The following is a 13,678-nucleotide window of genomic DNA, read 5'->3' as shown; positions in this document are numbered from 1 at the left end:
TTAATCATAATTCAAGAGGTGGTTCTTATGTATAGAAGTAACGGTAATTATGAAGCATTTGCACATCCAATGAAGCCAGAAGGCGTTGACGATAAGTCAGCATACATTGTTGGTTCTGGATTAGCTGGTTTGGCTGCCGCAACATTCCTTGTTCGTGATGGCCAAATGAAAGGTGATAAAATTCATGTCCTGGAAGAATTAGGACTTCCTGGTGGAAGTATGGACGGAATTTGGAACGAGCAAAAGGGCTATATTATCCGTGGTGGTAGAGAGATGGAACCTCATTTCGAAACACTTTGGGATCTGTTCAGATCGATTCCAACATTAGAGAACCCAGATGTATCAATTCTTGATGAATTCTATTGGTTGAATAAAAAAGATCCAAGTTATTCAAAGGGTAGAGCTATTCAAAATCAAGGTAAGGACATTGATACACCTGACAAATTGACCTTGACACCAAAGGCAGTTGAAGAATTATTGCACTTGGTATTAACACCAGAAAAAGACCTAGACGATAAGAGAATTGACGAAGTATTTACAGATGAATTCTTCAAGTCAAATTTCTGGCTGTATTGGTCAACGATGTTTGCCTTTGAACCATGGGCAAGTGCCATGGAGATGAGACGTTACTTGATGAGATTCGTTCATCACATTGATTCATTACCAAATCTATCATCATTGAGATTTACTAAGTATAATCAATACGAATCATTGATTTTGCCTATTGTTAAATTTCTCAAAGACAAAGGTGTTCACTTCGAATACAATACTCACGTTGAAAATGTCGAAGTAGATACTTCAAATAATGAAAAGGTTGCTAAGAAGTTAGTTAAGACGACTGACGGTAATGATACTTCAGTTGATTTGACTGAGAACGACTTGGTCTTTGTAACTAACGGTTCAATCACTGAAAGTACAACTTATGGTGATCAAACACATCCAGCTCCAACAGAACATGAATTGGGTGACAGCTGGAAACTATGGGAGAACTTGGCAAAACAAGATCCTGCATTTGGTAATCCAGATAAATTCTGTAAGAATATTCCTGATGCTAATTGGGTAATCTCTGGAACAATCACTTTGACAGATGATGAAGCAGTTCCTTACATTGAAAAAATCAGTAAGAAAGATCCACACAGTGGTTCAATCGTAACTAGTGGTCCAGTAAGTATTAAAGATTCTAACTGGCTATACGGTTATTCAATTAGCCGTCAACCACATTTCAAGGCTCAAAAACCTAATGAATTAGTTGTTTGGGTATACGGATTATTCTCAGATAAACCAGGAAACTTTGTAAACAAGAAGATCACTGAATGCAGTGGTGAAGAATTATGTGAAGAGTGGCTATATCATATCGGTGTTCCAACTGATAAGATCAAGGATATTGCTGAAAACCATGCAAGTACTATTCCAGCACATATGCCATATATCACTTCGTACTTCATGCCTAGAAAAGTTGGAGACCGTCCATTAGTAGTTCCAGAAGGTTCCAAGAACTTAGCATTTATCGGTAACTTCTCTGAAACAGAACGTGACACAGTCTTTACAACTGAGTATTCAGTACGTACAGCTATGGAGGCTGTCTACACATTGTTAGATGTAGATCGTGGTGTTCCTGAAGTATTCGCTTCAGCCTTTGACACACGTGTATTGATGAAGGCCGCATATTACTTGAATGATCAAAAGGGCTTGAAAGATATCAAACTTCCATTTAAGGAACGTATGGTAGAGAAACAAGTTCTTGAGAAGATTCATGGTACTTATATTGAAGAGTTGATGAAAGAAGCAAAACTTCTCTAATATAAGTCATGTTAAAGCAAAAGCAATCTCATTTGAGGTTGCTTTTTTGTATTATTCAGGCAGATTACTAATCAAAAATTCCGCAAGATTGTAGAATACGAGTATCAGAATGTGATATGCACTTGACATTCTTGATAAAGCTAGTAAAATGAAAAACTAAAAATTCGAACGTGGAGGTAAACAATATGAAAAAATATACTGTTTCAATGGACAAAAAGAAACATCTGTTTACCGTCGTAGAGAAAAATAATAAAAACGTTTCTGCATGCGGTAAATCGATCGAAGAGGCCGTTAATAAATTAATTAAAAAGAGCGCATAGTGAGTGCGTAAGTGGTGATTCTCAATTTGAGGATCACCACTTTTTTGTTACACTTAAATCACGATGATTTTTTGAGGGGGATGCAGATGCTTTTATTATTTTTATTACTAACGTTTGAATTTACGGCTTTATCGTTTATTCCATTTGTCTATGCGTTAGTTCAGAATCATAGCTCTAAGTTACGAATACAATTCCATGTTTTTGTCCAAATTGTTTTGTTCATAGTCGCGCTAGTGTTCATTTACTTCACTGGCCCAGATCAAACGTGGAAGGTTATTATTGAAGCTAATCTATTTACTTTTGCGATTTCTGCTGCGATCCATGGTGTTATCGTAGCTATTTCTAAACGCGAGATTCACAAGATCGAAGGCAACTTTTTTGTTGGAACGGTTGTTTCATTGATTGCACTGGGAATAATGATATTAGTAATAATTGCTGCAGGATATGCAACAACGAAGTCAGTCGCCAATATCACGGATGTAACCGAGAATTCAACGACTAAGACTGCACCAATGCCAGTGATCAACTCGAAGAGTAAAGAAGTTCCGGTGGTCAACTCGTATAAGACGGTGCGCAATCAAATGCAGAATTCACTGTCTAATGTTCCGGATTCAAATGTTTATTCGCTAAATCATGCTCGTGTGCAGTTTTATCATGATAAGTTAGTCTATATTTCACCACTAGACTTTGATGGATCATTCTTTAGATATAATCATTATAAGAAAGTTCCAGGGTACTTTATTGTCGATGCAACGTCTAAAAATGCTAAACCAAAATTTGTACGTAAGAGTATGAGATATACTCCATCAGCTTATTTTGGCCATGATGCTGGTCGAAGAATATATGCTTCAATAGTTGGTCGTGGCTTAGTCATGTCCGGTAGTGCTCCACAATTAGAAATCAACGAGGCAGGGCATCCTTATTATGTTCAGACTCTGTATAAGCAATATGGCTTATCAACTAGAAAAAATTATCGAAAAATTTATGTTGCAGTGTTAGATTCAGTCACTGGTAAAGTTCAAGTTTACAAGCAAGGTGATGAACCTAAGTGGATCGATGTTACATTCGATCCTAATATTGCTAGCGACAAGATTTATTCTTACGCTACTGAGCGCAATGGTTGGTGGAATGCCCACGGATTCGGTGGCTCACGTCTTGGAGTCATGAAGTCAGTCGAAAAAGTAGGTACTGAAGGATCTGATGATGTATTTACACCGATTGCTTATAAGAATAATATTTATTATTTCACGTCAATGACAAGTAATAATAAGAAACAGACTTCAGTTTTAGGATATATGTACGTTAATGCTAAGACAGGGAAGACGTATTATTATCGAGAAGAAGCTGATGCCATGACACCTAATCGTGCTGACAGTTTGGCTGAGAATCGGATGAAACAGACACAGTGGAAAGCTAATATGCCATTGTTGTACCAAATCGATGGCAAACCTACTTGGGTCGTTTCAATGATCGATGAAAATGGTGCTTTTATGTCATATGTCTATTTGTTGGCAAACGGTAATGGTACACAAGATACAGTTGCTGTAGGTACTGATGCCAAATCTACCTTGCAGAAGTATCGTAATTTGTTTAACGCAGATATGGGAACGGCTAGTTCCTCATATTCAGGTAAGAAGCAGAATTTTAATGGTACTGTGAAGCGTGTAGTTAAAGTCAATGACAATGAAATTGCCTTTTTGATGAACGACAATGAGAATGTCTTCTATGCTTCGATTAAAGATTATCCACGTAATATGTTCGTGCAGAGTGGGGATGAAGTTAGTTTTAGTGGATATAAAGATGGCAAGACAGTAGTTGTTGTTAAAGATATTAGTAATGAGAGTTTGTAATAAAATTAATAATAATGTATTGACAGGACAGCATATTAACAGGTAAACTGTTAATTGTTGTTTGATTGCCCGTTGGTCAAATGGTTTAAGACGCCACCCTCTCAAGGTGGAGTTATGGGTTCGATTCCCATACGGGTGATGATGTGTAAGAAAAGACCGGTAATAAGGAGTAAAACCCTTATATACCGGCCTTTTTTATTTTTCCTAAAAGTAATAATAGGTAATAAAATGTAGTGCGGGGTATTCAAAAGGGTATTCAATTTTAAATGATCATAAGGCTAATTCTTTTTATAACTTGCTTAATACAACTTTCATAATTCAAATAAAATATATTTATGTTTGAATATAAAAAATATCCAACTTCGTGTTGGATATTTTTATTACTATTTATAAATTTTATAACCACTTGAACTGAACACGGCACTACGTGCAATTGGTGTCCCGTCTTGTGTTTCAACTAGAATAGTAGGTACAGTATTCATATTCTCATTACTTAAGAATGTAATCATACGGTCATAGAGTGGATCAACATAGGCCTTTTTCTCTCTCTTGTTCAAAGCTGATATTTCATTAGGAACTGTGAATGAAGCCATTCCACGTGAATATTTGAACGAAACATCTGGATATTGATTATTTAAATATGCTTTCATATCAGCAACGAATGTCTGTTTATCTAATTTTTGATCATTTGCTTTAGTCGGTGTATTACTATCCGATGTGGCTTGACTATCAGACTTATTATTTTCATTGTCGTGACCTTGAGTTGGAGCTTTCTTAACGGGTACAGTGTAATTTGGATTAGTTACCGTAATGTCATAAGAATCGCTTTCTTGTAGTCCCCTATGGCGTGCAACAACACTATAAGTAATTTTCTTTTTAGTATCAGTTCCCTTCAAAGTTAATGACCACTTGCCATTGTTATCCACGTGAATTGACCTTATTTTTTCGTAGTTACTATCGTCTAACTCAATAGTGGCGTTCTTGGAAGCTGTACCAGTAATTGTTGCTTCTGTATTTTCATTCTGTTTAACTTTAATATCACCTATATCATCAGAATGATCAATGGATAACTTAGTATATGCGGAATCAGGAATATCGCCAACAGAAATATGAATTGTTTTTGATTTATTGGATCCGTTAATAGCGTTTAGTTTAAAATCAGAATTTGAATCTAAATTTCTAAATTCAAATTTACCTTTTGAATCAGAAGTAACGGTCCTTTTAACGTGATCTATTCCGTCAGACTCCTTTAGCTTGACCTTTAAATTCGGTTTGGTAGTTCCCTTTAATGTACCTTTAGTGTTAGTACCAGTTATTTTCACGTGCTTATTCGTTACTGCAAGTGCTGGTGTAGGGTGTGATAAATCGTAAATAGCCCCACCAATCATACCTATAGATGCCGGTATAAAGAATATGGCAACAACAATTGAAAGAAGAAACATAATATTTAAGTGAGTTTTGTCTTGTCTACGTTCTTGCCATGTTTTTCTTATTAAATAGATAATGCCTGCAATGACCATTAGCCCAGCTACTAATAAAGTAATGTCTAAAATCATTACGTTAATCCTCCCTGTTAAAAATATAAAGACGTCTAATAAGACAACTCATTAATTTTACTCATTATTTATTAATTTGTTAAATTGATATATTTTATTAATCATACTTTTTATTCAGGTTATATGAATTATAGATGTTAGGGAAAATGTTAAATTAACATTTAAATTACCGCTTTTTTTATGCCTCAATATCTAATTGACTATTATGTACAAAAAAATACCACTTGTTTACAAGTGGTATTAGGTGATTTTGATAACAATCAATCATTTAAATGTTGCATGGCATAGTTAGCCTCATCTTCAGTGAATTGTTCGCCGGCAGATGCAGTTAATTGGTCTTTAATGGCATCAGGTGACATAGCCATATCATCTTGATAACTTTTGGCTTTTTCTAAAGCATTTTTATTATAATTAACTTTTATATTGTCCACGGCATATTGTGCCTCTTCAGCTGTAAACTGTTCACCGCTTTGAGACACTAATTGATTGTAAATACCTTGTTTGGACATATACATTTCTTTAGCATACGTTGTGCCTTTTTTGAGAGCATTCTTATTGTAATCAGCTTTCAAATTATCTACAGCATATTGGCCAGCTTCTGCTGAGAACTGTTCACCAGCATCAGAAGTTAACTGATCATAAATTCCTTGTTTTGACATGTACATTGCGTTTGAGTATGTTTCCGCTTTTCTTAGTGCAGATTTATATTCAGTAGGTACGTTATCTTTTTTTGCTGATTCATCACTGCTAGATTTTGTAGCATCATCTGATTTTTTTACTTTGCTAACTTTTGTATTATCTGATTTGGAAGCAGTTTTATTGTCATCACTGCCACTATTAGACATATTAAAAATACCAATAAGAATAATAACTACAATCCAAAACCATATTTTTTTATAAAATGGCTTCTTTATTTTTTCCCTATTTTTACTTCTGGACATAATATTTCCCCCTGCAACAATATATTCAGCTTTTTGTGTCAATCAGTATTTGGACATGATTATTTAATAATTAATTTCCCCAAAGTCACTAATCTTGTGTTAGAACATAGTATATTATTAATATTATCATGTAATCGCTTTCTAAAAAATACTTAAATAATCAAAAAAGCCGTCACTACTGACGACTTTTAATAAATGCTATATAGAATAAAACACCAACTAGTACAATTGTATAAACCACGCTGGCGAGTCCAGCAAATTCCATGATTATCCAACCGGTGACTTTGGAAGTTGCCAATAATAACATCGACAATACTCCCCAGATAACTATTTTTCTCAAGACACTTTGATAAGCATCATTTAATTTTTTACGATCGTGTTCTTTCATTATAATAAGCCTGCTAAAATGGCAAGAAAATTGTTCAAGAAATGAACAGTAATGTTTGCCTTAATATTTTTGGTACGTGAGTACACTGCTGCGAGAATTATTCCCAATAGGACTTTGGATAGTGCATAGATCCAGTCGGTACTAGGAGAGAAGGGAGCGTGGACATAGCCGAAGATAATACCGCTCAACACTACTGATACTAGGGGATTATTAACGAAAAACCAATTCATGAATATTCCTCTAAAAAGTATTTCTTCTAATATGGGAGCGACAACGATTGTAAAAAAGACTAGAATAAGCATGTTATTCTTAGCAATTAATTCGAGGGCTGCCACGTTATCGTTGGTTGTTTTCATCATTGGTACGGTAATTAGATTTACTGCAAATACTAAGATTGATGCGATGATTATGATAAGCCATGTGGATTTATTAAATTTGACGGTTTTAAATTTTTGAACTCGTTTGAACACAAAATACAGAATTGCTGCAACGATCGCAAGTAGGACTAATGTGACTATTGGAGCAATTTTTAAATAGCTTGCATATTTTGCACCTAGATCTTTTTTGGTGAGAGTAAGTATACTTAATGGAATTTGTTCTGCTAAAAATAGCAATATAAATGCTATAATACGAAACAGTCCCTTGATCGGATTTAGAGTATTAGTTTTATTATTCAATGGGGAGACCACCTTGTTGATAATTATTATTAGTATTTTGATTAAATAAGTGCTTTAATACTATAATGAGTTTTTTATAAAGGAGTGAATGGATTGTTTAAGATTGCTCGTGGCAGGATCAACCTCTGGCAAGTACTTGGTGCGGTTTTATTTATGACTATTCAAGTAATTACCACGTTGTATCTGCCAAACATCACATCTGACATTGTTAACAACGGTGTTTCAACCGGTAACACTAATTATATTATACATGCCGGTATAAAAATGGTCTTGATTTCAATTGTCAGTGTTATTGCGGCCGTTGGTAATGTTTTGATGGCTGCTCAGGCATCACAAGGCCTGGGTCGCAAATTGAGATCTGATTTATTTAGAAAGATATTATTCTTCACTAATGATGAGTTTGATAAATTTGATACATCATCCTTAACTACTAGAACGACTAATGATGTTATTCAAATTCAAAATGTTATGATCATGATGCTTCGTATGATGATCATGGCACCAATTATGTTGATAGGTGCAAGTATCATGGCTTATCAAAAGAATGCGGAAATGACTAAGATCTTCTTGATTTCAATTCCTATTCTGATTGTCTTAGTTGGTCTTGTCATGTTTTTTGCTGTGCCATTGTTCAAAGCAATGCAGAAAAAGACTGATAGATTGAACCTGATCTTCCGTGAAGGATTGACTGGAGTTCGTGTTATCAGAGCATTCCGCCAAGATGCGTTTGAACAAGAGCGTTTCAAGGGTGCTAATGCTGATTATACAAACAATGCCATCAAGGTATTTACTATTGTAGCATTGATGTTCCCAATCGTTACATTGGTTATGAGTGGAACTAATGTAGGAATCACATGGTTAGGTGCCAAGTACATCGCTAACCAATCTATGCAAGTTGGTAACTTAATTGCCTTCATGACATATGCAATGCAAATACTAATGAGTTTTATGATCTTGTCATTAGTATTCGTATTTGTTCCTCGTGCTTCTGCATCAGCTGCACGTATCCAAGAAGTTTTCGCTACTGAAAGTACAATTGATACAGTCGCTAAGCCAGCCAAAGTAAAAGATGAACCATCACTAGGATTCAGTGATGTTAACTTCCGATATGACGGTGCTGAGAACTTAGCACTATCTAATTTGAATTTCAAAGTTGAGGCTGGTCAGACTTTGGCAATCATCGGTGGTACTGGATCAGGTAAGAGTACTTTGATCAATATGATACCTAGATTCTTTGATTCTGAAACTGGTGTTGTCAGTTTGAATGGTACTGATGTTAAGGCATTGAGTACGGAAGATATCAATGAAAAAGTTGCCATGGTTCCTCAAAAGGCTATTTTGTTCAAGGGAACTATTAGGAGCAATATGACTTATGGTAAGGACGGAGCTACTGATGACGAAATCTGGCATGCTCTTGAGGTTGCTCAGGCAGCTGATTTCGTTAAGGAATTAGATGGTCAATTGGACGCAATCGTTGAACAAGGTGGAGATAACTTCTCTGGTGGTCAGAAGCAACGTTTGGCAATTGCCCGTGCGCTTGTCAAAGATGCTTCGATCTATGTCTTTGATGATTCCTTCTCAGCTCTTGATTTCAAGACTGACTTAAACTTAAGAACCGCTCTAAAAGCTGACAAAAAAATCAGTAAGAGTGTAGTTGTTATTGTTGGTCAAAGAATCTCAACAGTTGCCGATGCTGATCAAATCGTTGTTCTTGATGACGGTAAGATGGTCGGATTAGGTACTCATGAGGAATTGAAAGAAAATAATAAGACTTATCAAGAAATTATCGAGTCTCAAATTAAGGAGGCTAAGTAATGGCTAAAGAAGATACTAAAGCTCCACAACCAACTGGCGGCCACGGTCCTGGTGGCCATGGACCAGGCTTAGTTGTGAAGCCAAAGAATTTTTGGAAGACAACAGGAAGATTAGCTAAGTACATGTCTTCGTATGTTGTTGGGATTGCTATTGTTTTGATCTTGGCAGTTGCTTCGGCTATTTTCCAAATCAGAACTCCTAAGATCTTGGGTGAAGCTACTACTGAGATTTATAAAGGTGTTATGACTGGTGCTGCTCAACAAAAAGCCGGTATTCAAGTCAGCCAATTACCAATCAACTTTACTAAGATCGAACACATTATTTTGATCGTTATGTTGATGTATTTAGCTTCAGCTTTATTTACATTTTTACAACAGTTTACTATGACTCGTATTTCACAGAAGACAGTTTATAAGTTAAGACGTGATTTGAAGTCTAAGATGGAACGTTTGCCGATCAGTTATTACGATTCACATTCTAACGGTGATATTATGTCACGTGCGATCAATGATATGGATAATATCGCCGGTACTTTGCAACAGAGTGTTACCCAAGTGGTAACTAGTACGGTTACTTTCATCGGTGTTTTGTGGATGATGTTCACTATTAGTTGGAAGTTAACTTTGATTGCTCTAGCAACTATCCCAGTCAGTTTGTTAGTTGTTGGTGTGATTGCACCACAGTCACAGAAGTTCTTTAAGAGACAACAGAAGTCACTTGGTTTGTTAAATAATCAAGTTGAAGAGAATTATGCTGGACACGTTGTGGTTAAGAGTTTTAATCACGAAGGGGATTCGATCGAAGTTTTTGAAAATGAAAACGAAAAGTTATACAAGGCTTCTTGGAAGGCTCAAATGATCTCTGGTATCGTTATGCCTTTGATGACATTCTTAAATAACTTAGGTTATGTTTTTGTAGCCATGTACGGTGGTATTTCCGTAGCCAATGGTAATTTACCACTTGGTGATATCCAAGCGTTCCTACAATACATGAATCAGTTCTCACAACCAATTTCACAACTTGCTAACTTGACCAATACTATTCAAGCAACTATCGCTTCAGCAGAACGTATTTTTGAAATCATCGATGAACCTGAGATGAACAATGATAAAGTCGATGTTCCAGATGTAGAAACTGACGATAAGGTTACTTTGGATCACGTTAAATTTGGTTATGAAGGTAAGCCGATCTTACTTGAGGACTATAATTTGCACGTTAAACCAGGTGAAATGGTAGCTATTGTTGGACCAACTGGTGCTGGTAAAACTACTATCATCAACTTACTTGAACGCTTCTATGATGTTAGCGGTGGTTCTGTTAAGATCAACGGAAAAGACGTTAGAAATATGACTCGTGAAGAGGTCAGAAGTCACTATGCGATGGTTCTTCAGGATACATGGCTCTTCACTGGATCGATTTATGATAATTTGAAGTATAGTAACGAGAATGCAACCAAAGAAGAGATCATCACAGCTGCCAAAGCAGCCCACGTTGACAACTTCGTTAGACAGCTTCCAGATGGATACGATACAGTTCTAAATGAAGAGGCATCGAATATTTCCCAAGGACAAAGACAATTAATAACAATTGCCAGAGCCTTCGTGGCTGATCCTGAAATATTGATACTTGATGAGGCCACTTCTTCAGTTGATACAAGAACTGAAGTTCATATTCAACATGCTATGGAAAGATTACTTAAGAATAGAACTAGTTTCGTTGTTGCGCATAGATTGTCAACAATTAGAGACGCAGATAGCATCATCGTTATGAATCACGGTTCAATTATTGAAACCGGAAATCATGAAGAATTGATGGCTAAGAATGGTTTCTATGCTGATCTTTATAACTCACAATTTGCCGGAAATGTGGCAATGTAATCAAAAATCCCAACACAACAGTGTCGGGATTTTTTTGTGTTAGAGGACTATTTTTACGATACAATTGAAGCATTAACAATCATGGAGATAATGGCATGAAAAAATTTCAACAAACAGAAGCACAAATTTTGGATCTAGTGAATCAACAAGTTGTACCGGGTGTTAGTTATGGTTTCATCAGTAATCAAGGCAAGAATGATATACAAACGAGTTATGATGAATCCAACTATGCTGGTAGTAAATCATGGATCCCTGAGATCACACCTCTTCAAGGTAATGAATTGTATGATCTAGCATCTTTAACAAAAATCATGGGGACTGTTCCAGTGATTTTGAAGTTGATTGACGAGAAAAAAATAAGCTTACATGATCCAATCAAAAAATATTTGTCACAATTTAAAGATGACCGAGTAGAAATATTTCACTTACTAACTCATACTTCTGGTATCGCTGGTTATATTCCCAACCGTGATAGTTTAAATGATCAACAATTGATCGAGGCTTTACTGAAGTTACCAGTGACTGATAATTTCAATAAAAAAGTTGTCTATACGGACACGGGCATGATCTTTTTAGGATTGATCATTGAAAAGATTTATAACAAACCAGTCCAAGAAGTACTTGAGGACTTTGTACGTAATACTTGGAATCTGACTGATACGACGTTTACACCTGATATCAAGCGTTGTACTCCTACCTATGAGGTTAATGGAGAAATGCTTACTGGTATACCAAATGATCCCAAAGCGCGCCAGTTGGGCAAACATTGCGGATCTGCAGGTATGTTTTCAAGCTTGATCGACGTAATGCAATTTTCTAGAGCAATGTTAAAAAAGGATTATAAGTTCTTATACAAGAATTTTACTGATTTGAACCCGGGACGTTCACTGGGGTGGGATATCAAACCTGGTAATATTTTGTTTCATACTGGTTACACTGGGCATTTTATTGCGTTGGATTATATTCATCAGAATGCAATGGTAGTTTTGACTAATCGAGTACATCCAATTGAACACAATCAAATCTTTTTGGAACGTCGTCAGACGATATTAGACAGTTTTATTAACGAAAGCAAATAAATAAAGCGAAGCCATTGGCTTCGCTTTATTTAATATATCCATTATCATTGAGGACTTTTCTAAGTCCTAACATAGCTGTATATGTTGCAAGAACGTAGATTTTTTTAGTTGGAATATTAGGAATTTGCTTAACAAAATCTTCGATTTCAACTGTTTCGATGTTCTTTTTCATATCTAAGCCAGCAATCTTAAAACGATAAGTGACGTCCTTGACACGTTTACCACCAGTGATGACTAGTGGAATTTGATCGTAATCGAAGTCTTCAAAATTAGCGTCCCAGATCCAACTAGTATCGATACCATCGGCATAGTTGGCATTTAATAAGAAGGCCAATGAGTAATCGGACTTATCACTTAGGATAGTTTCAATAACTTGATTAAGACCGACAGGATTCTTGACTAAGATAATGTTGACGTCTTTATCATCAACGGCGATTGTTTCTTGGCGACCGAAGACTTTTTCGTCATATGAGAAGGCCTTTCTCATTTGTTCGACGCTAATGCCCATTTCAGATGCGATTGCAAAGGCAGCCAGGGCGTTGTAGATGTTATATTTACCACCGATATTCATTGTGAAAGGATGACCATCGATTTCAAATTCAGTCTTGTTTGGTAACAGAGTTTTGATGTCAGTAACTTGATATTTAAGCTCGTTTTGTTTGAATCCACAGTTAGGACAGAAATAACTGCCTAAATTAGCATAAGAGATCGTATGATAGTGCATGATGTGGTTGCATTTAGGACACAAGACACCATCTGTATTAGTTGGTGCTTTGATATCGTCGTTCTCATGACCTTTACTAGAGAAGCCATAATAAACAACTTTGTTGGGCAGATCCTTTGAAGAAAAGATAGCTGCATCACCATTAGCGATAATTGTTGCTTCAGGTGCTAATTTGATTCCGTTAAGGATTTTTTGATAAGTAGTGTAGATTTCACCATAACGATCCATTTGATCACGGAAAATATTCGTAAGAACAAAGTACTTTGGCTTAATATACTTACAAATGATCTCAACGTTAGCTTCATCAACTTCCAGAACGGCTAATGGACGCTTACTCTTCTTGTGATGTGTAACAAAACTAGTAACAATACCTTGAATCATATTTGATCCAGTTGGGTTGGTTAAAACATCATCGTACTTTTGTGTGACCATTTTGTTGATCAGTGAAGTTGTTAGAGTTTTACCATTAGTACCAGTCACGATAACTAAGTCGTAGTTTTTACCGAGACTTTTTAAAATATCTGGATCGATTTTATAAGCAATCTTTCCTGGATATGAAGATCCACCGTTAAAGAACTTACTCAGAATGAAATAAGATGTTTTTCCAGTAAGTGTTGCAATGCTTGATTTAAATGTCATTTTAAAACCCCA

General features: G+C 35.9%; 11 protein-coding genes and 1 tRNA gene. 7 read left to right on the top strand and 5 right to left on the bottom strand.

Features of this window, described 5'->3' with window-relative positions:
- Nucleotides 1-27 precede the first annotated feature (27 nt).
- The 4 genes from U8519_RS03485 (at nt 28) to U8519_RS03470 (ending at nt 4,109) form a co-directional block, all read left to right on the top strand.
- Nucleotides 28-1,800 carry an oleate hydratase gene (locus U8519_RS03485; protein ID WP_334328929.1) on the top strand — a complete coding sequence of 591 codons (1,773 nt, stop codon included), beginning with the start codon at nt 28-30 and terminating at the stop codon, nt 1,798-1,800.
- Between the two features lie 170 nt (nt 1,801-1,970).
- Entirely contained in the window at nt 1,971-2,120 is a 150-nt protein-coding gene (locus tag U8519_RS03480; protein WP_334328928.1) for a DUF5945 family protein, read from the top strand.
- An 86-nt stretch (nt 2,121-2,206) separates the two neighbouring features.
- On the top strand, nt 2,207-3,970 hold the full coding sequence (locus tag U8519_RS03475) for a hypothetical protein (protein ID WP_334328927.1): 1,764 nt from the start codon (nt 2,207-2,209) through the stop codon (nt 3,968-3,970).
- Nucleotides 3,971-4,036: 66 nt separating this feature from the next.
- Nucleotides 4,037-4,109, top strand: a tRNA-Glu gene (locus tag U8519_RS03470).
- Nucleotides 4,110-4,353: 244 nt separating this feature from the next.
- On the opposite strand, the gene U8519_RS03465 is transcribed toward U8519_RS03470, so the two are convergent.
- The 4 genes from U8519_RS03465 to U8519_RS03450 all read right to left on the bottom strand — a co-directional run bounded on the left by U8519_RS03465 (nt 4,354) and on the right by U8519_RS03450 (nt 7,532).
- Nucleotides 4,354-5,526 carry an Ig-like domain-containing protein gene (locus U8519_RS03465; protein WP_334328926.1) on the bottom strand — a complete coding sequence of 391 codons (1,173 nt, stop codon included), beginning with the start codon at nt 5,524-5,526 and terminating at the stop codon, nt 4,354-4,356.
- A gap of 260 nt (nt 5,527-5,786) precedes the next feature.
- Nucleotides 5,787-6,467 (bottom strand): Ltp family lipoprotein, encoded by a 681-nt coding sequence (locus U8519_RS03460; RefSeq protein WP_334328925.1) that lies wholly within the window; start codon nt 6,465-6,467, stop codon nt 5,787-5,789.
- A 175-nt stretch (nt 6,468-6,642) separates the two neighbouring features.
- Nucleotides 6,643-6,855, bottom strand: a complete 213-nt coding sequence (locus tag U8519_RS03455; RefSeq protein ID WP_334328924.1) for a hypothetical protein — start codon at nt 6,853-6,855, stop codon at nt 6,643-6,645.
- Nucleotides 6,855-7,532: a CPBP family intramembrane glutamic endopeptidase gene (locus tag U8519_RS03450; protein WP_334328923.1), complete on the bottom strand. Its 678-nt coding sequence runs from the start codon at nt 7,530-7,532 to the stop codon at nt 6,855-6,857. Before U8519_RS03450 ends, U8519_RS03455 begins: the two co-directional genes overlap by 1 nt.
- Nucleotides 7,533-7,625: 93 nt before the next feature.
- Between U8519_RS03450 and U8519_RS03445 the strand changes: the two genes are divergently transcribed.
- The 3 genes from U8519_RS03445 to U8519_RS03435 all read left to right on the top strand — a co-directional run bounded on the left by U8519_RS03445 (nt 7,626) and on the right by U8519_RS03435 (nt 12,303).
- Nucleotides 7,626-9,347: an ABC transporter ATP-binding protein gene (locus tag U8519_RS03445; protein ID WP_334328922.1), complete on the top strand. Its 1,722-nt coding sequence runs from the start codon at nt 7,626-7,628 to the stop codon at nt 9,345-9,347.
- Nucleotides 9,347-11,224, top strand: coding sequence for an ABC transporter ATP-binding protein (locus tag U8519_RS03440; RefSeq protein WP_334328921.1), 1,878 nt, complete (start codon nt 9,347-9,349; stop codon nt 11,222-11,224). Before U8519_RS03445 ends, U8519_RS03440 begins: the two co-directional genes overlap by 1 nt.
- 95 nt (nt 11,225-11,319) lie before the next feature.
- A complete protein-coding gene (locus tag U8519_RS03435; RefSeq protein WP_334328920.1) occupies nt 11,320-12,303 on the top strand; it encodes a serine hydrolase domain-containing protein in 984 nt (327 codons plus the stop codon).
- 25 nt (nt 12,304-12,328) lie between these two features.
- Here the strand turns inward: U8519_RS03435 and U8519_RS03430 are convergent, their stop codons facing one another.
- On the bottom strand, nt 12,329-13,666 hold the full coding sequence (locus U8519_RS03430) for a Mur ligase family protein (RefSeq protein WP_334328919.1): 1,338 nt from the start codon (nt 13,664-13,666) through the stop codon (nt 12,329-12,331).
- Nucleotides 13,667-13,678 lie beyond the last annotated feature (12 nt).

This window comes from Companilactobacillus sp. HBUAS59699 (assembly GCF_036913575.1).
Lineage (GTDB): Bacteria > Bacillota > Bacilli > Lactobacillales > Lactobacillaceae > Companilactobacillus.
The sequence above is the reverse complement of the archived record's forward strand: the minus strand, read 5'-3'. Positions and strand labels throughout refer to the sequence as shown.

Bases quoted from the DNA above. Each gene is read 5' to 3' on its own strand.
- U8519_RS03465 (WP_334328926.1), bottom strand. From the start codon at position 5,526: ATGATTTTAGACATTACTTTATTAGTAGCTGGGCTAATGGTCATTGCA.
- U8519_RS03485 (WP_334328929.1), top strand. From the start codon at position 28: ATGTATAGAAGTAACGGTAATTATGAAGCATTTGCACATCCAATGAAG.
- U8519_RS03455 (WP_334328924.1), bottom strand. From the start codon at position 6,855: ATGAAAGAACACGATCGTAAAAAATTAAATGATGCTTATCAAAGTGTC.
- U8519_RS03435 (WP_334328920.1), top strand. From the start codon at position 11,320: ATGAAAAAATTTCAACAAACAGAAGCACAAATTTTGGATCTAGTGAAT.
- U8519_RS03460 (WP_334328925.1), bottom strand. From the start codon at position 6,467: ATGTCCAGAAGTAAAAATAGGGAAAAAATAAAGAAGCCATTTTATAAA.
- U8519_RS03430 (WP_334328919.1), bottom strand. From the start codon at position 13,666: ATGACATTTAAATCAAGCATTGCAACACTTACTGGAAAAACATCTTAT.
- U8519_RS03440 (WP_334328921.1), top strand. From the start codon at position 9,347: ATGGCTAAAGAAGATACTAAAGCTCCACAACCAACTGGCGGCCACGGT.
- U8519_RS03475 (WP_334328927.1), top strand. From the start codon at position 2,207: ATGCTTTTATTATTTTTATTACTAACGTTTGAATTTACGGCTTTATCG.